Annotated in this window: 20 protein-coding genes; 15 read left to right on the top strand and 5 right to left on the bottom strand. The window is 71.6% G+C overall.

What is annotated here, in order from left to right:
• The first annotated feature begins 3 nt into the window (after window positions 1-3).
• Genes sctJ through DDF62_RS11795 form a run of 6 tightly spaced genes read left to right on the top strand, consistent with a single transcriptional unit; the run spans window position 4 to window position 4,375 of the window.
• Window positions 4-747, top strand: coding sequence for a type III secretion system inner membrane ring lipoprotein SctJ (gene sctJ / locus DDF62_RS11820; RefSeq protein ID WP_116489496.1), 744 nt, complete (start codon window positions 4-6; stop codon window positions 745-747).
• The gene (locus DDF62_RS11815; protein ID WP_116489297.1) at window positions 744-1,313 is read left to right on the top strand and encodes a hypothetical protein; all 570 of its coding nucleotides are present in this window, start codon (window positions 744-746) and stop codon (window positions 1,311-1,313) included. Before sctJ ends, DDF62_RS11815 begins: the two co-directional genes overlap by 4 nt.
• On the top strand, window positions 1,310-1,909 hold the full coding sequence (locus DDF62_RS11810) for a FliH/SctL family protein (protein WP_116489296.1): 600 nt from the start codon (window positions 1,310-1,312) through the stop codon (window positions 1,907-1,909). Before DDF62_RS11815 ends, DDF62_RS11810 begins: the two co-directional genes overlap by 4 nt.
• Complete coding sequence (locus DDF62_RS11805) at window positions 1,906-3,243, top strand: FliI/YscN family ATPase (RefSeq protein WP_116489295.1); 1,338 nt, start codon at window positions 1,906-1,908, stop codon at window positions 3,241-3,243. The genes DDF62_RS11810 and DDF62_RS11805 overlap by 4 nt, the downstream gene beginning before the upstream one ends.
• A complete protein-coding gene (locus tag DDF62_RS11800) occupies window positions 3,240-3,719 on the top strand; it encodes a hypothetical protein (RefSeq protein WP_116489294.1) in 480 nt (159 codons plus the stop codon). Before DDF62_RS11805 ends, DDF62_RS11800 begins: the two co-directional genes overlap by 4 nt.
• Window positions 3,716-4,375, top strand: coding sequence for a hypothetical protein (locus DDF62_RS11795; RefSeq protein ID WP_116489293.1), 660 nt, complete (start codon window positions 3,716-3,718; stop codon window positions 4,373-4,375). The genes DDF62_RS11800 and DDF62_RS11795 overlap by 4 nt, the downstream gene beginning before the upstream one ends.
• A 206-nt stretch (window positions 4,376-4,581) precedes the next feature.
• Here DDF62_RS11795 and DDF62_RS11790 read toward each other — a convergent pair whose 3' ends face one another.
• Window positions 4,582-5,244, bottom strand: a complete 663-nt coding sequence (locus DDF62_RS11790; RefSeq protein WP_116489292.1) for a hypothetical protein — start codon at window positions 5,242-5,244, stop codon at window positions 4,582-4,584.
• 15 nt (window positions 5,245-5,259) lie between these two features.
• Window positions 5,260-5,490 (bottom strand): hypothetical protein, encoded by a 231-nt coding sequence (locus DDF62_RS11785; protein WP_058348267.1) that lies wholly within the window; start codon window positions 5,488-5,490, stop codon window positions 5,260-5,262.
• 80 nt (window positions 5,491-5,570) lie between these two features.
• On the opposite strand from DDF62_RS11785, the gene DDF62_RS11780 reads away from it, so the two are divergent.
• From DDF62_RS11780 to DDF62_RS11745, 8 genes are all read left to right on the top strand, one after another.
• Complete coding sequence (locus DDF62_RS11780) at window positions 5,571-6,632, top strand: sensor histidine kinase (RefSeq protein WP_116489291.1); 1,062 nt, start codon at window positions 5,571-5,573, stop codon at window positions 6,630-6,632.
• Window positions 6,629-7,273 (top strand): response regulator transcription factor, encoded by a 645-nt coding sequence (locus tag DDF62_RS11775; RefSeq protein ID WP_116489290.1) that lies wholly within the window; start codon window positions 6,629-6,631, stop codon window positions 7,271-7,273. The genes DDF62_RS11780 and DDF62_RS11775 overlap by 4 nt, the downstream gene beginning before the upstream one ends.
• Entirely contained in the window at window positions 7,270-8,277 is a 1,008-nt protein-coding gene (locus DDF62_RS11770; protein ID WP_116489289.1) for a FliM/FliN family flagellar motor switch protein, read from the top strand. Before DDF62_RS11775 ends, DDF62_RS11770 begins: the two co-directional genes overlap by 4 nt.
• A 6-nt stretch (window positions 8,278-8,283) precedes the next feature.
• Window positions 8,284-8,946 (top strand): type III secretion system export apparatus subunit SctR, encoded by a 663-nt coding sequence (sctR, locus tag DDF62_RS11765; RefSeq protein ID WP_116489288.1) that lies wholly within the window; start codon window positions 8,284-8,286, stop codon window positions 8,944-8,946.
• A gap of 10 nt (window positions 8,947-8,956) precedes the next feature.
• Window positions 8,957-9,229, top strand: coding sequence for a type III secretion system export apparatus subunit SctS (gene sctS, locus DDF62_RS11760; RefSeq protein ID WP_058348272.1), 273 nt, complete (start codon window positions 8,957-8,959; stop codon window positions 9,227-9,229).
• Window positions 9,230-9,239: 10 nt separating this feature from the next.
• A complete protein-coding gene (sctT, locus tag DDF62_RS11755) occupies window positions 9,240-10,043 on the top strand; it encodes a type III secretion system export apparatus subunit SctT (RefSeq protein WP_101717476.1) in 804 nt (267 codons plus the stop codon).
• 255 nt (window positions 10,044-10,298) lie between these two features.
• Window positions 10,299-11,114: a DUF1521 domain-containing protein gene (locus DDF62_RS11750; RefSeq protein ID WP_116489287.1), complete on the top strand. Its 816-nt coding sequence runs from the start codon at window positions 10,299-10,301 to the stop codon at window positions 11,112-11,114.
• A gap of 96 nt (window positions 11,115-11,210) precedes the next feature.
• A complete protein-coding gene (locus DDF62_RS11745) occupies window positions 11,211-12,713 on the top strand; it encodes an adenosine deaminase family protein (protein ID WP_116489286.1) in 1,503 nt (500 codons plus the stop codon).
• A 153-nt stretch (window positions 12,714-12,866) separates the two neighbouring features.
• Here DDF62_RS11745 and DDF62_RS11740 read toward each other — a convergent pair whose 3' ends face one another.
• The 3 genes from DDF62_RS11740 to DDF62_RS11730 all read right to left on the bottom strand — a co-directional run bounded on the left by DDF62_RS11740 (window position 12,867) and on the right by DDF62_RS11730 (window position 19,437).
• Entirely contained in the window at window positions 12,867-15,338 is a 2,472-nt protein-coding gene (locus DDF62_RS11740; protein WP_116489285.1) for a glycosyl hydrolase 115 family protein, read from the bottom strand.
• 116 nt (window positions 15,339-15,454) lie between these two features.
• Complete coding sequence (locus tag DDF62_RS11735) at window positions 15,455-16,567, bottom strand: tyrosine-protein phosphatase (RefSeq protein WP_116489284.1); 1,113 nt, start codon at window positions 16,565-16,567, stop codon at window positions 15,455-15,457.
• Window positions 16,568-16,584: 17 nt separating this feature from the next.
• Window positions 16,585-19,437, bottom strand: coding sequence for a TonB-dependent receptor (locus DDF62_RS11730; protein WP_116489283.1), 2,853 nt, complete (start codon window positions 19,435-19,437; stop codon window positions 16,585-16,587).
• 239 nt (window positions 19,438-19,676) lie between these two features.
• Between DDF62_RS11730 and DDF62_RS11725 the strand changes: the two genes are divergently transcribed.
• The gene (locus tag DDF62_RS11725) at window positions 19,677-20,837 is read left to right on the top strand and encodes a TetR/AcrR family transcriptional regulator (RefSeq protein ID WP_208866852.1); all 1,161 of its coding nucleotides are present in this window, start codon (window positions 19,677-19,679) and stop codon (window positions 20,835-20,837) included.
• Window positions 20,838-21,044 lie beyond the last annotated feature (207 nt).

Raw genomic sequence — 21,044 nt, 5'->3', positions numbered from 1 at the left:
GCCATGCGCAAGATCCTGCCCGCCGTCCTGGTCGCCGCGGCCCTGGGCCTGTCGGCCTGCGCCGAGAAGGAGCTCTACGGCGGGCTCACCGAGCGCGAGGCCAACGAGATGGTCGCCGTGCTGCAGAACGCCAATGTCTCGGCTTCGAAGAGCAGCAAGGACGGCAAGGTCTGGGCGCTGAAGACCCGCGCCGAGCAGTTCTCGTCGGCCGTCGCCGTCCTGCACGACCAGGGCTATCCGCGCGACAAGTTCGAGAGCCTGGGCGAGGTCTTCAAGAAGGAGGGCTTCGTCTCCTCGCCGATGGAGCAGCGGGCCCGGCTGATGTACGGCCTGTCCCAGGAGCTGAGCCAGACCATCTCGTCGATCGACGGCGTGGTGCAGGCCCGCGTGCACATCGCCGTGCCCGAGGCCGATCCCCTGGCCGAGCAGCAGAAGCCGTCCTCGGCCTCGGTGTTCATCCGCCACAACCCCGACGTCGACCTCTCCGGCCAGGTGGGCTCGATCAAGGCGCTGGTCACCAACTCCATCGAGGGCCTGCCCTACGACAAGGTGACGGTGGTGATGTTCCCGGCCAAGCCGGTGATGGCGGCCGCGCCGGTCTCGCCGATCCGCTCCTTCACCATGCCGGCCATCGCCATCCTCGCCGCCATCGGCGGGGTGGGGGCCTATGTCTTCAGCCGCACCAGCCGGGGCAAGCCGCGCCGCAAGCTGAAGACCCTGGCCGAGACCGGGACGCCCGTCGCATGAACGCCCGCGCCGACCGCCAGCGCCTGGTCGCCCAGGCCCGCCTGCTGGACGCGATCGGCGCGCCCGCGCCGGTCGGCCCGCGCGCGGCGCGGCTGGCGCGGCGCCTGAACGGGCGAGCCGAGACGCCGCTGGCGTTCGCCGACGTCGCCGCCGCGCCGGACTGGGCGGCCTGGCCGGTCGAACGCCGCGCGCGCCTGGCCGACTTCGCCGCCGCCGCCGCCTGCACCGAGGTCCTCCAGCGGACCATCGACGGCAGGCGCCTGGCGCGCGTGGCCCGCCGCATCGGCGAGCCGGCCCTGGACGCGGTCCTGGCCTCGCCGCCGGGGCTCGTGGCGGCGATCCCGCAGGCGCAGGCCGCGCTGGCCGACGACGAGGCTTTTTCCGCGCTCGGGGCGGGCGTGCTGCTGGCCGAGGTCGGACGCCGTCCCGCCGCCGTCGCCCGCCTTTCCGAGCTTTTCCAGGTCGCCCCGCTGGCGATCGATCCCGACCGGGGCCTTGGCGCGGCGCACGCCGCGCGCGGGCTCTTCATGGCCTTCGAGGCCGGCGCGCTGGAGGCCGCCGCATGACCTATCTGCTCCTGTCTTCCGGCCCCTCGGGCGCGCTTTTGACCGACCAGCCGGTGATCCGCCGCGAGGATGTCGGCGCGGTGCGCGACGCGGCCGAGCTGACCGCCGCCCTCGACGCCCTGCGCCAGGCGACCCGCGAGGCCGCCCTGCGCGACGGCTTCGCCCAGGGCCATGCCGAGGGAACCGCCGCCGCCGCCCGCGAGACGGCCCAGGTGCTGGCCGGCGTCCACGCCGCCCTCCAGGTCGAGCGCGACCGCCTGCGGGCCAGCGCCGGCGCCCTGGCGCTGGACATCGTCCGCCGCATCGCCGCGGGCCTCGCCGCCGACGAGGTGCTGGCCGCCCTGGCCGAGCAGGCGGCCCGCGACCTGCTGCCCGAGGAGCCGATCCGCGTCCGCGTCGCGCCCGAGGCCGCCGGCGCGGTGACCCGCCGCCTGTGGTCGATCGACGCCCGTATCGAGGTGATGGCCGACGCCGACGTGGCGGCCGGCGACTGCGTGCTCGACACCCCCTCGGGCCGCACCCACGCCGGGCTCGAAACCCAGCTTAGGGCCCTGGAGGCGGTGTTCGCCGCCCCGGCCGGCGAGGCCGCCGCATGAGCTTCGACGCCCCGCCTTCCGAAGTCGCCAACGACGCCCGCCTGCGCGACGTCCTGCGCGGCGCGCGCACCGTCGAGCGGCGCGGCCGCGTGGCCCAGGCGTTCGGCACGACGGTGCGCGCCACGGGCCTCGATGTGCGCATCGGCCAGGAGTGCGAGATCGTCGACCGCGCCGGCGGCCACGTCGTGAAGGCCCAGGTCGTCGGCCTCGACGGCGGGGCGGCGATCCTGACCCCGCTGTCGCGCCTGGAGGGCGTGGCGGTCGACGCCGAGGTGGTGGCCGGCCCCCGCCGCAGCGAGATCGGGGTAGGTGAGGGGCTGCTGGGCCGCGTGCTCGACGCCCATGGCGAGCCGCTGGATGGCCTGGGCCCGATCACCGGGCCGCTGCGCCCCTGTCCCGTCTATGGCGAGGCCCCCAATCCGCTGGCCCGCCCGCCGATCGCCCGGCCGTTCGCGACTGGGGTGCGCTGCGTCGACGCCTTGCTGACCACGGGCGAGGGCCAGCGCGTGGGCCTGTTCGCCATGGCCGGCGGCGGCAAGTCGACCCTGCTTGGCATGTTCGCCCGCCACGCCCGCAGCGACGTCAATGTCATCGCCCTGATCGGCGAGCGGGGCCGCGAGGTGCGCGAGTTCCTCGACGACTGCCTGGGTCCGGAAGGCCTGGCCCGCTCGGTGGTCATCGTCTCGACCTCCGATCGCCCCGCCATGGAGCGGGTGCGCGCCGCCCATGTCGCCACCGCCATCGCCGAAGGGTTCCGGGCCGAGGGCCGTCGGGTCATGCTCCAGATGGACAGCGTCACCCGCTTCGCCCGCGCCCTGCGCGAGATCGGCCTGTCGGTGGGCGAGCCGGCCGTGCGCCGGGGTTTTCCGCCGTCGGTCTTCGCCGAACTGCCGCGGCTCTTTGAGAGGGCGGGTTCGATAGAGGGCGGGGCGATCACCGCCTTCTACACCGTGCTGATCGAGGACGAGGAGGGCGGCGACCCGGTCGGCGAGGAAGTCCGCTCGATCCTCGACGGCCACATCTACCTGTCCCGCAAGCTCGGCCAGGCCGGGCACTATCCGGCCATCGACGTCGCCGCCAGCCTCAGCCGGGTCTATCCCCGCGTCGCTTCGCCCGAGCAGCAGGCGGCCGCCATGAAGGTGCGCGGCTGGATGGCCAAGTACGCCGAGATCGAGTTCCTCCTCCAGATCGGAGAATACAAGCCCGGCGGCGATCCCCTGGCCGACGAGGCCATCGCCCGCCGCCCGCGCATCACCGACCTGCTGCGCCAGGGCGCGCACGACGCCGTCGCCTTCGACGAGGCGCTGTCGGCGCTGGCGGAGACCGTCGCATGACCGCCCGCGCCCAGGTCCAGGCCCTGGTTCCGGTGGTGAAGCTTCGTGAGCGCCGTGTCGAGAAGGCCATGCGCGAGGCCGGCGAGGCCCGCCGCAAGGTCGCCGACGCCGTAGAGGCGCTGGAGATCCGCGACCGCCTGATCGAGGCCCACGACATCGCCAAGGTCCGGCTCGACGACTGGTTCGCCGGCGGCCTGTCGGGCGCGGCCCATCTGGTGGCGTCCGCCCTGGCCCGGCGCGAGGCCGTCGCCGTGGCCCGCGACGCCGACCAGCGCCTGCGTGACCAGGAGGCCGTGGCGCTGGATCTGGCCCGCGAGGATCTGGCCGCCGCCATTCAGGCCCTGGCCCGCGCCCAGGGCCGCTTCGACGCCATGAACGGTCGTCTCGACCATGCCCGCGCCCTGGTCGCCGCCGACCGCGAGGCCCGCGAGCAGCTCGAGATCGAGGACGCCGGCGCCTTCAGGAGCTTCCGATGACCACCATCCGCGACAACGCCGCCCCCGAGCGTCCCAGCACCTCCGGCCCGCGTGGTTCGAGCGAGCCGCCCACGCCCTGGCGCGGATCGGAGTTCCAGGCCCTGCTTCAGCAGGCCGCCGAGCGCCGTGAGCCGCAGGCCCGCCAGGGCGCGCGCGCCGAACGGGAAAAGGAAACCGAACGCGACGAGGACGACGGCAAGGTCGACCTGTCTGCCCTGCTGGGCCCGGCCCGCGACTTCCAGGACTTGGCCGGCGGCCAGGAGGCCACGGGCGTCGACGCCCTGTCGGCGCTGAGCAAGTCGGCCGGCAATGCGGTCGAAGCGCCCGTGTCGTCGCCCGGCGCGACCGCGGCCGATATCGAGGCCTTCACCGCCGCCATGGACAAGGCCTGGCTGGCCTCCGGCGGTGACCGCAAGACGCTCGCCTTGGGCATGGCCGACAAGGCCTCGCTGCTGACCGGCCTTGGCCTGTCGCGCGCCCCCGACGGCTCGCTGTCCTTGACCCTGGCCGCCCGCCCGGAGGCCACGCCCGAACTGACCAAGGCGCTGGAGGCCCTGCGCAAGCGGCTCGAAGTGCGCGGCCTGGCGCTGGCGGACCTCTTCGTCGAGGCCGACGACGGGCTGGATCCGGAAAGCCTGATCCGGAGGGTGCGTTGAGCTTGCGCGCCTCTCCCCATCACTCCAATCACGCCCGTCATTCCCGCCCTTGTGGCGGGAACCCCTGGTTCCGCTTGCACGGGCGTTGCAAGCGGCGTGCTCAGCACGCCGCCCCATCCGCACCTGCGGCCGATAGAGGGGTTCCCGCCACAAGGGCGGGAATGACGGGATCTATGGGGAGTGGCTCCGAGCCGGAGCGTTCGCTCTCACCGCAGCGGCAGTCCGAACCGTCCCACGCCCCGATCGGCTTCCGCCGCGCGGGCCACGGCGCGGGCGACCTCGGCCGGGGGATCGCCGGCGGCCCAGCGCTCGGCCAGCACCTCTATCAGCCGGCGGCTCTGGGCGTTGTGCAGGCCCTCGGTCGGGTCGGCCGCGTCGGCGCGCAGCTTGTCGACATAAAGAGCCGTCGCCTTGGGCGAGGCGCCGACCAGGTCCACCAGGTAGGTCGCCGCCGTCTCGAAGGCCTCGGCGTCCAGCGGCGCGTCGGCGATGTCGCGCACCAGCCACACGCACAGGAACTCCAGCGGCCCGACCTTGCGGCTGTTGCTGAGCAACGGGCCGCCGCCGGCCAGGCCCGCAAAGCCGCCCGCGCCCCAGGCCGGCACCCGCGCGGCGGGCAGGCGGGCGGTCAGCAGGGCCTGGGCCAGGGCATCGGCGACCAGCGCCTTGACCTCCGGCTCGCCGAAATGGGCAACGGCCGCCAGCAGCTTGGCGAAACCGGGATACAGCGCATCGCCCAGGTCGATGCAGACGCGCTCCAGCACGTCGACGCGGCGGTCCAGCGTCGGCTGGCCCTGCAGTCCCTCGACCAGCGCTTGGGCGGCGCCGAACCAGTCGGGCTCGGATTTGAGGATGCGGTCGGCGTTCACGCCGCGACGCTAGCCTTAGATGAAGCCGTTGTCGCGGGTGTCGGTCAGGCGATCGGCCACGGCGCGGGCCGTATCGTCCAGGTCGCGCGCGGCGCCGGAAAGACCGATGCGGCCGTCATGGCGCGAGAAGCCGGAGAAGTCGCCGAAGGCCTGGGCGCGCGAGGGCTCGCCCGCCGGGCTGATCCCGGAAAGGCCGTGGCTCCAGACGCCGGAGACGGACGGGGCGTCGATACGGCTGGCGGACATGGCGAACTCCTTCAGTCTCTCGATACGAAAGACAACGCGCGCCCGCCAGTCGGGTTTTCCCTAGCTGGCCAGTGTGTCGCATGATGGGCCTGGCGGCGCTCCTGTCGCAATCGCCCGAGGCCGAGGCGCTGGACGTCCTGGGGCTGGCCGTCGCCGCCTTCGAGGACGCCGCCGCGCTGCGCCTGGCCTGGCGCTCGCCGGCCTTCGCGCGGCTGACCCCCGGGTTGCGGCCCGGGGAGGTTCCGACCGGCGGCCTGCTGTCGGCGGTCGAGGCCGCGCGGCGCGGGGAGGGCGGCCTCATTCCGCTGGATCTCGACGGCCAGGCCTTCGAGGCCCGGGCCGCGCAAGGCGACGGCCGCATCTGCCTGATCCTGTCCAGCGCCGCCGAGCGCCAGGAGGCGGAAGGTCGCCGCCTGGCCGACCGTGAACGCCTGCTGCTGACCTCGCGCGTCATGTCCGTCGGCGAGATGGCGACCATGATCGCCCATGAACTGAACCAGCCGATCGGCTCGATCGCCAATATCGCGCGGGGGCTCAAGGCCCGGCTGTCGCGCGGGGCGCTGTCGAAGGAGGAGGGCGTCGAGGCCCTGGACCGCGCCGCCGAGCAGGCCCTCTACGCCTCGGGCGTCATTCAGCGCATGCGCTCCTTCGTCGAGCAGCGCCAGCCCCAGGTCGAGCCGCTGGACCTGCCCCGCCTGGTGCGCGCCACGCTCGACCTGCTCGACTGGGAGATCGCCCGCGACAAGGTCGTGGCCCGCGCCCGGTTCGCCGCCCTGCCGCCGGTGCTGGGCGACGCGGTGATGATCCAGCAGGTGCTGGTCAACCTCGCCCGCAACGGCCTGGACGCCATGCGCGGCCGGCCGGGTCCCCGTCGCCTGACCATCGCCGCCGCGCCCATGGAGGGCAGCGATCGCATGGTCGAGCTGACCGTCGCCGACAGCGGCCCGGGCGTCGAGGCGGGGGCGGAGGGCAAGATGTTCTCGCCGTTCTTCTCGACCAAGCCCGGCGGCATGGGCGTGGGCCTGGGGATCTGCCGATCCATCGTCGAACTGCATCGCGGGCGTCTCTGGCACGCCCCGGATCCCGAGGGGGGGACCGTATTCCACATCGCGCTGCCCGCGGCGCGCCAGGAGGAGCCATGACCACCCCCTCTATTCCGACACCCGAGCCCAGCGCCCTGGGGGCGGTCTGCCTGGTCGACGACCACGGCGAGTTCCGCCAGTCCGCCGCCTGGTGGCTGGAAAGCCTGGGCTACGCCGTCTCGACCTTCGACGGCGCGCGGGCCTTCCTCGACGCCGGCGACCCGCCGGCCGACGCCTGCCTGCTGCTGGACGTGCGCATGCCCGACATGTCGGGGCTGGAACTGCTCGACGCGCTGAAGGCCCGGGGCTGCGAGCGGCCGGTGATCTTCATGACCGGCCACGGCGACGTGCCCCTGGCGGTCGAGGCCATGCAGAAGGGCGCCGTCACCTTCCTGGAAAAGCCCTTCCAGGAAGCCGCGCTCGAGGCGGCCCTGGAGCGGGCCTTCGCCCAGGTCCGTCCGGTCCAGACGCCCGGCCAGCAGGCCTATACCCGCCGCGTCGCCGGCCTCACCGAGCGCGAGCGCGAGGTCATGGCCCTGGTCGTGGCCGGCAAGGTCAACAAGGTCATCGCCTACGACCTGGGCATCAGCCCCAAGACCATCGAGCTGCACCGCTCGCGGATCATGACCAAGATGGAGGCGACCAGCCTGACCCGGCTGGTGCGCATGGCCGTCACCGCAACCGTGGACGACGACGCATGACCGCCTCTCTCGATCTTGGGACGGGGGAGGGCGCATCGTCCGCCGCCGACCTCGCGGGCCTCGTCGCCCGCAACCACGCCCTGGCCGTGCTGGCCGCCCTGCGCGCGCCGGGCCTCGTCACCCGCGTCGCCCTCGACGCCGAGGTCGGCGCCGGCCCGTGGATCCTGTTCGGCGAAGACGAGCCGAGCCTGCGCCTGGCGATCCGCGAACTGTCCGGCGCCGCCTTCGTCCCGGCCGACGACGCCGAGCTGCTGGTCGCCCTCGACCGGGTCGAGCCGGTCCTGGCGGCCATCGAGGCCGCCACCACCGAAAGCCTGTCGCCGCTGGGCGTCGAGGCGCAGGCGCCCGACGGCCTGCTGGCCCTGTCGATCGCCGTCGAGACCCAGGACGGCGCGCCCTTCGCCCGGCTGGTCCTGGCCGTCGACGCCGAGGCCGCCCGCGCCTGGCCGCAGCCGATCTTCGACCCCTGGGCCCTTGGCGCGCACCTGGCCGTGCCCGCCGCCGGGCCCTTGGTGCTCGACGGACCCGAGCTGCCGGCCCAGACCGCCGCCGCCCTGCGGCCGGGCGACATCGTGCTGACCCCGCTGTCGGCGTCGCGCCCGGGCCTGGCCAGCCTCACCCTGTTCGACCGTCGCCTCGTCGGGCGGTTCGAGCTTTCCCACCGCCGCTTCACGCTCAACGCCATCGAGGAGAGCGCCATGGCTCCGCCGCTCGACATCGCCGTCGCCCCCACCGAGGACGCGGCTCCAAATACCGAAACCGGCGCCGCCCCGGTCGCCCCCGCCGATCTGCCCGTGCCGCTGAAGGTGCTGCTGGGCGAGGCCAGCCTGCCGCTGTCGGAGCTGGCCGGCCTGCGCCCCGGCTCCACCGTCGTGCTGGCCGGCCCGCGCGAGGACGCCCCCGCCGTGCTGCTGGCTGGCGACCGCGCCATCGCCCGGGGGCGCCTGGTGCCCGTGGGCGAGGCCTGGGGCGTGCTGGTGGAAACCATAGGCGGCGAAGGCTGAGCCCCGATGGACCTGACGCAATTCTCGCCGGGCTCGGCCCTCATCACCGTCATCCTGCTGGCGCTGGCGCCGTTCGTGGCGGTGATGGTCACCTCGTTCACCAAGATCGTCGTCACGCTCAGCCTGCTGCGCAATGCGCTGGGCCTGCAGCAGGTGCCGCCGAACATCGTGCTCAACGGCCTGGCCCTGATCCTGACCCTCTACGTCATGTATCCGGTCGGCCAGCAGATAGCCGCCGCCAACCAGGACGTGAAGCCGATCGCCGCCGTCAGCAGCGACACCCAGGCCCTGTTCACCTACGCCGACAAGGCCAAGGAGCCGCTGCGCGAGTTCCTGATCAAGCACTCGACCCCGCGCGAGCGCGCCTTCTTCCTGAAGACCGCCCAGCGCATCAACGGCCCGGAAAAGGCCCGCGCCCTGACCCAGCGCGACTTCATCGTCGTCGTCCCGGCCTTCACGGTGTCGGAGCTGGCCGCGGCCTTCCAGATCGGCTTCCTGATCTTCCTGCCGTTCCTGATCATCGACCTCGTGGTCTCCAACATCCTGCTGGCCATGGGGATGATGATGCTGTCGCCGACGACGGTGTCGCTGCCGTTCAAGCTTTTGCTGTTCGTGCTGATCGACGGCTGGGTGAAGCTCTCGCACGGCCTCGTGCTGTCCTACACGTGAGGGCCGCGCCATGCTGAACGCCCAGGCCATCGAACTCGTCAACCAGGCCCTGTGGCTGGTGCTGATCCTGTCGGCCCCGCCGATCGTCGCCGCCTCGCTGGTGGGCCTCTTCGTGGCGGTCATCCAGTCGGCCACCCAACTGCAGGAGCAGACCCTGCAGTACGCGGCCAAGTTCTTCGCCATCGTGCTGACGATCTTCGTCACCGCCAGCCTGCTGGGCGGCACGCTCTATCGCTTCGGCGACCGGGTGTTCACCGAGTTCCCGGCCATGGTCCGCAGATGACGGGGGGCGCATGACCGGAGCGCCCGACTGGCTCGGGGCGATCTTCGAGAACACCCTGATCCTGGCCGTCGGCGCGACCCGGGTGGCGGCCGCCTTCATGCTGCTGCCGCTCTTGTCGCCCGAAACCGTGCCGGCCCTGGTGCGCAACTCGATCTTCCTGGCCTTCGGGATCATCGTCATCACGCTGCAACCCCAGCTGGCCCAGATGGAGCTGCCGACGGTCCAGTGGATCATGATCTTCGCCAAGGAGGCCTTGGTGGGCCTGGTCATCGGCTTCTTCTTCGGGACCATGCTGTGGGCGCTCGAGGCGGCCGGCCAGATCATCGACGCCAAGGTCGGCGCCACCATCGCCCAGGTCGTCGACCCCTTGAGCGGCCACCAGACCTCGCTGACCGGCGAGTTCCTCAGCCGCCTGGCCAACTTCGTCTTCATGTTCTCGGGCGGCCTGCTGCTGATGGTCGGGGTGATCCTCGACAGCTACGCGGTGTGGCCGATCGGCAGCCTGACCCCGGTGCTGTCCCTACGCAGCCTGTCGCTGTTCGAGGGCGAGTTCTCGCGGCTGATGGTGATGGCGGTGATGCTGGCGACCCCGGCCCTGATCGTGCTCTACCTCGTCGACGGCGGCCTTGGCCTGATCAACCGCTACGCCCCGCAGCTGAACGTCTTCTCCCTGGGCCTGGCCATCAAGTCGTGGATCGCCACGGCCGTGGTCCTGGCCATGCTGACGGGCCTCGTCCAACTGCTGCTCAACGAGATCGGCGCCCGGCCGACGGTGATCCTGCAGGTGCTGCGGGGGCTGGACGGGAAGGGGTAGGCGAAAGGGAACCTCCCCCTCCGGGGGAGGCGGCCGAAGGCCGGTGGGGGACGTTTTCAGCTGTCGAGGCGCTGGCTGATTTCGTACTGACTCCCCCCACCGATCGCTGCGCGAGAGGGGGAGGTTCCTTTCGGATCGCCGACCTAGGGTTTTCCCTGATGGGATACGCCCCAGCTATCTGGACCGCCCCGCTTGGCGCCACCTTTCGTCGCAGGCCGCAACCGGCGGCTGTCCGATCGAGCAGGGGTAGGAGCGATGACCACCATCAACGGCGCCTTGAACACGGCGCTCAACGCGGCGATCCTCACCGGCGTGGGCGCGGGCCTGGGCCAATCGCTGAAGGCCTTCGGCGCCATGCAGTTCACCCTGGGCGCGATGGTCGCCGGGCTGTTCCAGCCCGCCCCCGCCCAGCAGCCGTTCACCGCCAGCATGCCCGGCGAGGGCAAGGCCGAGATCGACATCGGCGACGGCTACACCCTGTCGATCAACGAGGCCAATTCCGAGATCATCGTCCGCGACGCCGACGGCAACGCCACCCGCGTCTGGGGCGACCCGCACGTCAGCTACAACGGCGAGCACATCGGCGATTTCTGGGGGACCACGACCTTCCAGCTCGAGAACGGCACGAAGATCACGATCAACACCGAGACCTCGAAGTGGAACAACATGACCTACGCCGAGCAGGTGGTGGTCACGAAAGGCGACCAGGCCATCGTCATCGACGGGGTCAGCGAGCAGACCAAGGGCGACTTCTCGGTCACCCTCGGCAGCAGCGGCTACGCCCTCGACGCGGCCCATGACGACGGCTTGGTCATCCACGAGAACGACGCGGCCTCTTCGGGCTGGACCAGCAGCATCACCGGCGGCGCCGTCGGCCAGGCCGACTTCGACCTGACCAAGCCGGGCATGGAACCGGTGCGCGAGGCGCTGGAGGCCTTCAACAGCGGCCTTGGCCTGCTGCTGACCGGCTGGCTGCTGGGCGTGGGCGTCGCCGCTCTGGCCGAGGGCTCCACCGAGGGCTCGACGACCAGCGCCAAGGCGGCCCAGCGCTTCCCCGTGCTGGAAGCCTGATCCAGGGGGGGCCGCCTTCCGATCCTTTTCGCCGCTCGCGATTTGCCAAACGCCGCAAATCATCGTGGGTAGGCGGAAAGGATCTGGGGGCGGACGATGCGCGCGCGAAAGTGGTTTCTGACCAGCGGACTGATCATGGCGGCCGGGCTGTTGACGCTCTCGCCCGCCCAGGCCGCCTCTTCGGACGCCGAGGCGCGCGCATCGGCCGCCTTCGACGCCGCCGCCGGCGACAAGGCCAGGCTGCGGCTCTTCCTCCAGGCCATGCCCAAGGGCGGCGACCTGCACAATCACCTGTGGGGCGCGCCCTATGCCGAGGATTTCATCGCCTGGGCGGGCGAGGGCGGTCTCTGCATCTCCACCGCGACGCCGCCGGCGATCACAGCCGCGCCCTGTGATGGCAAGGCGAGCGTGCCCGCCGCCGGCCTCGCCCGTCGCGACCCCGCCCTCTACAACCGGGTGATCGACAGCCTGTCGGTGCGCAACTACGACCGCGGCGCCGACCATGCCGCCGCCTCGGGCCACGACCAGTTCTTCTCGACCTTCGAGCGCTTCGCCGCCGCCGCCGTGCCCAACATCGGGCCGATGGTCGCCGTCACCCGCGAATACGCCGCCCAGGACCGCGTCTCCTATGTCGAGAGCTCGGCCAACCCGAACGCCATGCGCGCCTTCGCCGAGCGCGAGGCCGGCCGCTGGACCGGCGACTTCGCCAGGACCTACGCCGCCTTCGCCTCCGGCCTGCCGGCCATGGTCGAGGCCTCGCGCAAGGAGATGGACGCCGCGCTCGCCGAGGCCGACAAGCGCCTGGACTGCGCGCAGAACAGCGGAACCGCTGGTCCCTGCGCGGTCGAGGTGCGCTTCCAGCCCTTCGTCGAGCGCGCCCAGCCGGCCGGCTTCGTCTTCGCCCAGATGGCCGCCGCCTTCGCCCTGGTCGACGCCGACCCGCGCTTCGTCGGGGTCAATATCGTCAATCCCGAGGACCACCCGGTCTCGCTCGGCGACTACGCCCTGCACATGAGGATGCTGAAGTACCTGTCGGGCCGCTATCCCAAGGTCCCGATGGCCCTGCACGCCGGCGAGCTCTCCCTGGGCCTCACGCCGCCGCGCGACCTGACCTTCCACATCAACCAGGCCGTCATGGTGGCCGGCGCCAAGCGCATCGGCCACGGCGTCGACATCGCCTACGAGCACGACGCGCCGGGCCTTCTCAAGCAGATGGCCCGCGACAAGGTCGCCGTCGAGATCAACCTGACCAGCAACGACGTCATCCTGGGCGTCAAGGGCGCCGACCACCCGCTGTCGCTCTACCGCCAGGCCGGCGTTCCGGTGGTGCTGTCCACCGACGACGAGGGCGTCTCGCGCATCGACCTGACCAACGAATACGTCCGGGCCGCCACCGAGCACGGCCTGCGCTATGCCGACCTCAAGGCCATGGCGAGGGACAGCCTGGAATACGCCTTCCTGCCGGGCAGGAGCCTGCGCGGCGCGACCGAATGCGCCAAGCCCGGTGCGGCCTGCGACGTGTTCCTGAACAAGAACCTGAAGGCGGCCATGCAGTGGCGCCTGGAGCGCGAGTTGGAGGCCTTCGAGGCCGCGTTCTGATCCCTCTCCCATGGGGAGAGGGAGGGGCCCGCGCGAAGCGTGGGAGGGTGAGGGGCTACGACGTCAACCGGCGTGCCGGCACGCCGTCAACCGTCCCTAACCCCTCATCCGACCTGCTCCGCAGGCCACCTTCTCCCTATGGGAGAAGGATCATTATTGGCACGCCCCCGCGGGCGTCAGCACCAGCGCGTCCAGCACCACTCCCGGATCCACCGCCGTCACCCGCACGCTCCGCTCGCCGCCGCACAGCGTCAGGCCCGAGCCCACCCGCAGGCGGCCGTCGGTCACGCCCTGCGCCCAGGCCTTGTCGCCGACCTTGCGCGGCGCGGCCACGCTCACCGGCGCGCCGCCGTCGGCGCTGACCGCCAGCCGCAGCGCCGTCTGGCCGTTCAGCGGGAAGGTCGGCAGCAGGTCGAGGTCCAGAGCCCAGGCCCCGGCCGGCAGCTTCATCGCATAGTCCAGCACCGCGCCGTCGGTGGAGGCCTCGCGCACGTCGCCGGCCGCCATCGACGCCCCGCCGCGCCCCAGGCCGTCGATCCGCCGCCAGCCCTTGCCGCCGGCCGTCTCGGCCTCGACCACGATCAGGCCCTGGTCCTCGACCGGGGCCGGCGCCAGGCGCGGCGACGTCGCATCCGCCGCCGGAGCCGCGAACGGCCGCTGGCGGAACGAGGTCCACGAGCCGTCGGCGGGCTCCACCGACATGATCCCGCGCCACTTGCCGCCGGCGATCTCGTCGTTGAACCGGCGGGTGAGGGCGTTGATCTGCGCGTCCGCCGCCCGGGCCTTGGCGGCGCGGGCGCGGGCCTCGTCCGGCCGCTCGCCGATCAGCCGGTCGAAGGCCTCGGCGTCGAAGAACCGGTGGTTGGCCAGGGCCGCGGCCCGCACCGGATAGTCCACCAGCTCGAACCAGGCGTCGCGCTGCTCGGCGGGGATCTTGGCGGCCTCGGCGTCCAGCTTGGAGACCAGGGCGTCGAACCGCGCCAGCCGCGCATCGGCCTCTTCCACCGACAGCGGGCTGGAGCGCGGCGTCGAGCCCTTGCCCCAGAACCATTGCAGGTGCTCGGGCTTGCGCTCGAAGTTCAGCTGGTGGTGATCGGCCAGGATCTGCGCGATCGCCTTGGCCTGCTTGGGTCCGAAGGTCTCGCGGGCGAAGGCCTGCTCATAGCCGTGGGCGCCCAGCCCCCGCACGCGCTCGACGTCCCAGGCCATGTCGAGGAACAGCTGGGTCCCCAGCTCGGCCGGCTTGATGTCGCCGACATTGACCACCCACAGCTGCCGGGCGTCCAGGTCCCAGGCCCGGCCCATCTCCTCGATCACCAGGGCCGGCGGCACGGTCGACAGCCACAGTTGCGACAGCGGCGCGCCCAGATAGGACAGGTGATAATAGACGCCCGATCCGCCCGGCCGCTTGCGCTCGTCGGCGTTCGGCAGCTGGCGGATGTAGCCGAAATTGTCGTCCGGCCAGACCAGGGTGACGTCGCCGGGAACCTTCAGCCCAGAGCGATAGATGTCCAGCACCTCCTTGTAGGCGGTGAACACCTGCGGGACGGTCTCGACCTTGGGGTCGACATACTGGCCGATCAGCCCGCGCTGGTCGGTGATGATCTTCTCCAGCAGCGCCCGCTGGCCGTCGATATCGCCGCCGCCGACCATGCCGGAGTCGTGGATGCCCCGCATGCCCAGGGTGTAGACGTTCTCGTAGCGGCCGTTGGCCTTGGTCCGCTCGCGCCAGTAGTCGAGCACCCCGCCCGGATTGGCCGCGTAGTTGAAGGCCTCCGCGCCGGCCTTCCACTCGCCGACATTGTTGCGCAGCATCGGTTCGGCGTGGGACGAGCCCATGACGATCCCCCAGCGGTCGGCCAGGGCCGCGTTGGCCGGGTCGGCGTTGAAGGGCCTGGTCACCTCGTGCATCGCCGGCCACAGGGTGTTGGCCTTCAGCCGCAGCAGGAGCTGGAACACCTTCTCGTAGGTCTTGGGCCCGATGTCGCCATAGGCTGGATCGAAGGTCCTGGCCGCCCAGGGCTGTAGCCCCCAGTCCTCGTCGTTGATGAAGATCCCGCGATACTTCACCGACGGCGGGCCGAACCGGCGCGCATCGGCGGCGACGTACAGCGCCTTCTTTCGCTGGGGTTTCACGTCGGCCCACCAGGTCCAGGGCGAGACCCCGGCCGCGCGGCTCAGCTCATAGGCGCCGAAGGCCGCGCCCCGCCGGTCGCTGCCGGCGATCACCAGGGCGCGGTCCAGGCCCGGCGCCGGCTTGTCGACCACGGCGATGACGAAGCTTTCCCAGGCGCCGGCAAGATCCCCGACCTTCAGCTTGCCGTCGCGCGCCAGGCCGTCGATCAGCGGGTTCCTGCCCAGCGTCCCGACGATGATCGCGGTCTTGCCGCTCGGCTTGCCGGTGGAGAGGGAAGGGGTCTTGCCGATCACCGCGCCCAGGTCGTCGCGCAGGTCCCGGGCGGCCAGGCCGACGACGGGGAAGTCGTCTTCGGAATAGAGGATTTCGGACCCGGCGATCGGGAACGCGCCCGGCGAGCGCTTTTCGCTGACCCAGGCGTCCTGCGCCCAAGCGCTTGTGGCCAAGACGGCGGCCGCCAGGCCGGCCAGCAGCGACGTCAGCCGCATGGTTTCCTCCAGATCGCGAAGCTGTCAGGCAGCCTGGTCGAATTGGTCAGACCATAGAGCGATCTGGAGGATTATCCATTCATTTTGTGAGCATCAATCCCACAATATGGATTTGCCTATTCGAGGTAGCGGGCCCGCAAGCTGGCCAGGTCCTTGGCGTCGACGCCCAGCACCTTGTCGAGATAGGCTTCGACCGAGCCGTACTTCGCCGTCACCGCGTCGAGAGCGGCTTCAACATAGGCCGGCTCGGTGCGCATCAGCACCCGGGTGATCTCCGGCGGCAGCTTGGCGAACATCGCCGCGTTCGGATCGTCCGACTTGGCGCCGGCCGCCATGGCCCGGCGGGCGCTTTCGGTGTCGAGCAGGGTCTCGCTCATGGCGTAGTCGGCGGTGACCTGGGCGCGGGGCACGCCCAGCGCGGTCAGGATCAGGGCCGAGGCCACGCCCGTGCGGTCCTTGCCCGCCGAGCAGTGCACCAGCATCGGCGCGTCGCCGGCCAGCAGCTTCTCGAACATCGCCTTGTATTCGCCCGCATAGGCTTCCGGCATCAGCTTGTAGAAGCCGATGAAGTTGGCGCGGACGGCCTCGGCGCTGGGCGGGCCGGCGCCGAACAGCGCCCGCATGTCCATGTCCAGGCCCGCCTTGGGCGAGTTCAGGAACACCGGCACGGCCTTGCCGCCGCGCCAGACGGTGGGCTGGGTCTTGCGCTCCTGGTCGGTGCGCAGGTCGCAGACCAGCCGCACGTCCAGGTCGCCGACGGTCTTGTAGTCGGCGTCGGTCAAGGTCGACAGGCCGTTGGAGCGGAACACCTGGCCCCAGCGCACGTGCTTGCCGTTCGCGGCCGAATAGCCGCCGAGGTCGCGGAAGTTGGCCGCGCCCTGCAGCGGCACCACGCGGGTGGCGGTGCGCAGGCCGGTCTTCTCGCCATCGGCGACGACGTAGAAGTAGGGGCGGGCGGCGCCGGCCTCCGCGGCCGTGACGCTGGCGGCGCCGTCCTTGTCGTTGTCGGCCAGCTTGCGCATGGCCTTCAGCGGGGCGTCGGGCGAGGCGGCGACATAGAGGTCGACCGGCGCGCCGGGGCGGCTGGTCTTCCAGGCCACCTGGTAGGCGCCGTCCTTCAGCACGACCGAAGCCTCGGTCACGGTGGCGGCGGCGGTGCGGGCCTGGACGGCGGGGGCGGCGAGGACGGCCGCCGCGCAGGCGGCCGTCAGCAGGTTGCGGATCAGCATGTTTCTATGTCCTGGCTTTAGAAGTTGAACCGCACGCCGCCCATGAACCGGCGGCCCACGCCCTCGGCTTCGATCGGGCGGTTGGCGTGGCCCTGGTAGCGCATGCCCGTTTCGTCGGTGAGGTTGCTGGCGTCGAAGTAGACAGTGACGCCGTCGCGCACCTGGTAGCGCAGCGACAGGTCCACCTGCTCGGTGGCCGCCCAGTAGGTCTGGTCGGTGGCGTCGGCGCTCGGCTCGTCCAGCCAGTCGTTGCGCCACTGGTACGAAAGGCGCGCCGACAGCCCGTACTTCTCGTAGAAGATCGAGGCGTTGACGAGGGTGTCCGACAGGCCCGGGAAGGCGCTCTTGACGCCCTCGGGCGTCTTGAACTCGCCGTCCAGGAAGGTGACGTTGCCCTGGAAGCCGAAGCCGCTCAGCGGGCCCGGCAGGAACCGCCACTGCTGCATGTAGGCCAGCTCGATGCCGGCCATCTTGCCGTCCGAACCGTTCAGCGTGGTCGAGTAGGTATAGCCCGTGCGGTCCAGCGTCCCGACGTCGTAGCGGTCGTCGCGGATGGTGGCGACGCTGTCGTAGAGCACGTCGTCGATCCGGCGATAGAAGGCCGAGGCCGACAGCAGGCCGGCCCCCGGCAGGTACCATTCCAGCGCCGTGTCGAAGCCGAAGGCGCGTTCGGGCTTCAGGTCCGGATTGCCGCCGCTGACCGTCTCGCTGGCGTCGTTGACGGACACGCTGGTGCGGATCTCGCCGAACGAGGGGCGGGCCACGCCGCTGATGAGCGCGAAGCGGGCCTGGATGTCGTCGGTGACCTCGTAGTTGACGTGAACGCTGGGGAACAGGTCGGTATAGCTCTGCTTGGCCGTCAGCGGCGTCAGGCTCGACCCGCTGGCCACCACGCCGCGGCTTTCCAGGTCGACGCTCTCGACGCGCAGGCCGGCCAGCACCTCCCACTTGCCCAGGGTCCACTTGTTCTGGGCGTAGGCCGACAGGATGTTCTCGTCGACGGCGAAGCGGTCCTGCGGCTGCACGGCGGCCGCGGCGTTGTAGAGCCCGGCGCTCGTGGCCTTGGCCAGCAGGGTGTCCAGGTCCTGGCGCAGGCCGATGTTGTCGACGTAGTTGACGCCCCAGCCGCGCGCGAAGTCGCTGGTCCACTGGGCGCCCGTGATGCGCGGGGTGACGCTCCAGGTCCCGCCGGTCTGGGCCGCCAGGCTCTGCAGGATGGGCGTCGCGCCCGGCACGCCCGAGAAGGTGTTCCCGGTCGCCTTGCGCATGTCGTACTTCACGCCGGCCTTGAAGGTGGCCTCGGCGCCCAGCGAGGTCCAGTCGCGGGCCACGTCAACCTGACCCGTCCAGGCGTCGGTGTCGGTGCTGTAGACGATCGGGATCAGCACGTCGGCCTGCGAGCCGGTCTGCGGCAGGTTCGCCAGCGCCGAGCCCCGCGTATAGGTCGTGCCCGAGCCGCTGGTCGTGTAGAGGTCCAGGTCCGGAATGCCCGAGGTCGCGCCGCTGTAGACCAGCGACAGGCGGCCGAAGTTCTGCTGGATCAGCGGCAGGTAGGCGCCCGCGTCGGTGTGGGTGTAGTTCAGCCGCCACTTGATCGAGGTGTCGGCCCACTCGTGGTCGCCGCCCAGGGTGTTGGCGAAGGTGTCGCTGTAGTAGCGGCCGTACTGCCAGCTGCCGGTATAGGCCGCGCCGTCGACGAAACCGCTGTCGGGGCCGCGATTGGCCGCCGTCTGGGTGCGGGCGCGCGACAGCTGGAAGTCGTACTGGTTGCGCTGCTCGCGGTCGATGAACTCCGAATAGAGGCTGTTGAAGAAGATCCGGCCGCCGCCGTCGGGGCGGTATTCCAGGCCCAGCTGGGCGGCGTTGTTCTCGCGCTCCAGGCGGTAGGAGCGGAAGGAGAAGTCGTCGACGGTGTTCAGGTCGCCGTCGCGGTTCCAGGTGATCTCGCGGTTGTCGGTGGTCTGGTTGCGGCGGTAGTGGGCCAGCGCGGCCACGACGCCGAACTTGTCGTTCGACCACGAGCCCCGGATCGAGCCCTGGCGCTGCGGGCCGTCGCCCAGCGCCATCTCGCCGTAGCCGAGGTCGCCCGAGACGTGGAAGCCGCGGCGGTCGAACGGCGAGGCGGTGACGATGTTGATGCGGCCGGCCAGGGCCTCGGCCGGCTGTTCCGGCGTCAGGGTCTTGTTGACCTCCATCGACTGGATGACCACGGCGGGCACGGAGTCGAAGCGGAACACCCGCTCCTCTGCGCCCAGCACGTTCATCCCGTCGATCGACACCACGGTCCAGCGCTCGGGCGCGCCGCGCAGCTGGACATAGCGCTCCTGGCCCTGGTCGCGCTCGATGGCCGCGCCGGGAATGCGCGACAGGGCGGCGGCGGCCGACTGGTCGGGGAAGCGGCCGATGGCGTCGGCGGCGACCACGCTCATGATGTTGTCGGCGGCCCGCTGCTGGGCGATCGCGGCGGCCTGCGAGCCCAGGATCGGGCCGGCGGTCACCACCAGCGCCTCCATCTCCTGGGCGTCGGCGTAGCTGACGGTGATCGGCGCGGCGCCGGCGCCGGCGCCGGCCTCGACCGAGCGGTCGGGCAGGCCCGGATAGCGCACCAGCAGGGTCTGCGCGCCGGCCGGCAGGGCCAGGCTGAAGCGGCCCTCGCGGTCGGTGGTGGTGCGCAGGCCCAGCTTCGGGGCCGACACCTCGGCGGCGACCAGATAGGCCCCGTCCGTGCCGACCACCCGGCCGGTGGCCGTGGCGGTGGCCGCGATCGCGGCGGGCTGGGCCGCGTCGGCGGCATGGGCGGCGATCGGCAAGGCGAGCGCGGCGGTGGTGAGCAGCAGGGCCTTGGCGGCGCTCCGGCGGGCGCGGGTCATGATGGCTTCCCCTCGATGAAGACGAGGGGCGGATAGCAATTTGAACGATTGTACCGTGTGAAACTGTCGTGAAATTTAGGCGACGGATTGATGTATTGTGCAATATATGACTGAATTTATTGCACAATATGTGTGGCGTTCCATCTCGCTCTCGCTCCAGGTGGTGCGCAACTTGAACGCTTGTCCAGACTTGCATTTGAACGGCTGTCCAGCCACACACGGGCATGGCCGTCGCAGACTTGGATTCCGCCGCCCAACTGGTCGAGGCGGGCTACCGCATCGCCCTGGAAGAGGGGCTGGGAGCCGTCAGCGCGCGCACCGCCGCGGCCCGCGCCGGCGCGGCGGCCTCGGCCGTGAACTACCATTTTGGCGATCGCGCCGGCTTCCTGCGGCGGATCCAGGCCCTGGCCCTCGAAGAGGCCGCGGCGCGGCGAGAGGCGCTGGCCGCGGGCCTTTCGCGCGGCCCGCGTTGGAACAGCCTCGCCGACCGCATGACCCTGCTGGTCGCCGAACGGCTGGAGGCTGGTCGCCTGGGCTTCGTGCTGCTGGGCGAGTTCGAGATCGAGGCCGAGGTCGGCGGTGATCTCGAGCTGCAAGCCGCGGCCGGGCAGGGCGGCGAGGCCGAGTTCGCCTTCTGGCGCGAGACGGCGCTGGTTCTCGGCGCGTCCGAGATCGAGGCCGACGGCTGGGGCGGCCTCGCGGTCGGCCTCTGCACCCTGCTGCATGTCGAGCCCGACGCCGGCGAGCGCCTCCTGTGGCTGGTCCCGGCCTTCCGGCGCCTTGGCGCGCGGCTGGGCAAGGGGGCCATCGAGCCCGTCCCGCCCGGCCCCGCGCCCGACGAGGTCCTGCCCGAGCGCGAGCACGCCAACGAGACCGCCCGCCGCATCGTCGAGGCGGCCATCGCCGGCATCGCCGATCGGGGCGTCTCCCGCCTGACCCAGCGCGACGTCGCGGCCCGGGCCGGGGTGTCGCTGGCGGCGACCACCTACTTCTTCCGCACCAAGGCCGACCTCGTCGAGGCGGCGATGGTCGAGCTTCACCGCCAGGTGCGGGCCGAGGTCCTGGCTTCGTCCGACGACACGGGCGTGGCCACCGTCATGGCCCCGACCGGCGGCTTTTCGGCCCGGGTGCGGGCGCTGGGCGCCCTGCAACTGGCCGCCGCCCGCGAGCCGGCCCTACAGCCGCTCGCCGCCGCCGTCCGCGCCACCCGCGGCGCCACCTCGATGCGCATGCTGCGCCGCCAGGGCGTCAACGACGCCGACGGCCTGGACGCCATGGTCTGGTCCACCCTGATGGGCGGCCTGATCGGCAAACTCCGCTTCGCCGCCCCCGCCGACCGCGAGGCGCTGTTCGGCGCCATGCGCGATGCGCTGCAGGCGCGATTGTTCGGCTCGCTTTGAAGACCCTCCCCCTCTGGGGGAGGCGGCCCGAAGGGCCGGAGGGGGGACGTTTTCAGCTTCCGAGGTGTGTGCCGGTTTCCATCGCCTTTCCGCTCCCTAAAGCCCTTCCCCCTCGATGGGGGAAGGGTTGGGATGGGGGTGACGCCGCGCGTTCAGCCCGTACGTCCTTTCAAGCCTGACCGCCGCAGCCACCCCCAACCCCGGCCC

Origin of the sequence: Caulobacter radicis, from assembly GCF_003094615.1 — a bacterium.
GTDB classification, from domain to species: Bacteria; Pseudomonadota; Alphaproteobacteria; order Caulobacterales; family Caulobacteraceae; genus Caulobacter; species Caulobacter radicis.
The sequence above is the reverse complement of the archived record's forward strand: the minus strand, read 5'-3'. Positions and strand labels throughout refer to the sequence as shown.

What these genes read in the sequence shown, in the direction of transcription:
- sctJ (WP_116489496.1), top strand. Translation starts at nt 4, where the DNA reads ATGCGCAAGATCCTGCCCGCCGTCCTGGTCGCCGCGGCCCTGGGCCTG.
- DDF62_RS11815 (WP_116489297.1), top strand. Translation starts at nt 744, where the DNA reads ATGAACGCCCGCGCCGACCGCCAGCGCCTGGTCGCCCAGGCCCGCCTG.
- DDF62_RS11810 (WP_116489296.1), top strand. Translation starts at nt 1,310, where the DNA reads ATGACCTATCTGCTCCTGTCTTCCGGCCCCTCGGGCGCGCTTTTGACC.
- DDF62_RS11805 (WP_116489295.1), top strand. Translation starts at nt 1,906, where the DNA reads ATGAGCTTCGACGCCCCGCCTTCCGAAGTCGCCAACGACGCCCGCCTG.
- DDF62_RS11800 (WP_116489294.1), top strand. Translation starts at nt 3,240, where the DNA reads ATGACCGCCCGCGCCCAGGTCCAGGCCCTGGTTCCGGTGGTGAAGCTT.
- DDF62_RS11795 (WP_116489293.1), top strand. Translation starts at nt 3,716, where the DNA reads ATGACCACCATCCGCGACAACGCCGCCCCCGAGCGTCCCAGCACCTCC.
- DDF62_RS11785 (WP_058348267.1), bottom strand. Translation starts at nt 5,490, where the DNA reads ATGTCCGCCAGCCGTATCGACGCCCCGTCCGTCTCCGGCGTCTGGAGC.
- DDF62_RS11780 (WP_116489291.1), top strand. Translation starts at nt 5,571, where the DNA reads ATGATGGGCCTGGCGGCGCTCCTGTCGCAATCGCCCGAGGCCGAGGCG.
- DDF62_RS11775 (WP_116489290.1), top strand. Translation starts at nt 6,629, where the DNA reads ATGACCACCCCCTCTATTCCGACACCCGAGCCCAGCGCCCTGGGGGCG.
- DDF62_RS11770 (WP_116489289.1), top strand. Translation starts at nt 7,270, where the DNA reads ATGACCGCCTCTCTCGATCTTGGGACGGGGGAGGGCGCATCGTCCGCC.
- sctR (WP_116489288.1), top strand. Translation starts at nt 8,284, where the DNA reads ATGGACCTGACGCAATTCTCGCCGGGCTCGGCCCTCATCACCGTCATC.
- sctS (WP_058348272.1), top strand. Translation starts at nt 8,957, where the DNA reads ATGCTGAACGCCCAGGCCATCGAACTCGTCAACCAGGCCCTGTGGCTG.
- sctT (WP_101717476.1), top strand. Translation starts at nt 9,240, where the DNA reads ATGACCGGAGCGCCCGACTGGCTCGGGGCGATCTTCGAGAACACCCTG.
- DDF62_RS11750 (WP_116489287.1), top strand. Translation starts at nt 10,299, where the DNA reads ATGACCACCATCAACGGCGCCTTGAACACGGCGCTCAACGCGGCGATC.
- DDF62_RS11745 (WP_116489286.1), top strand. Translation starts at nt 11,211, where the DNA reads ATGCGCGCGCGAAAGTGGTTTCTGACCAGCGGACTGATCATGGCGGCC.
- DDF62_RS11740 (WP_116489285.1), bottom strand. Translation starts at nt 15,338, where the DNA reads ATGCGGCTGACGTCGCTGCTGGCCGGCCTGGCGGCCGCCGTCTTGGCC.
- DDF62_RS11735 (WP_116489284.1), bottom strand. Translation starts at nt 16,567, where the DNA reads ATGCTGATCCGCAACCTGCTGACGGCCGCCTGCGCGGCGGCCGTCCTC.
- DDF62_RS11730 (WP_116489283.1), bottom strand. Translation starts at nt 19,437, where the DNA reads ATGACCCGCGCCCGCCGGAGCGCCGCCAAGGCCCTGCTGCTCACCACC.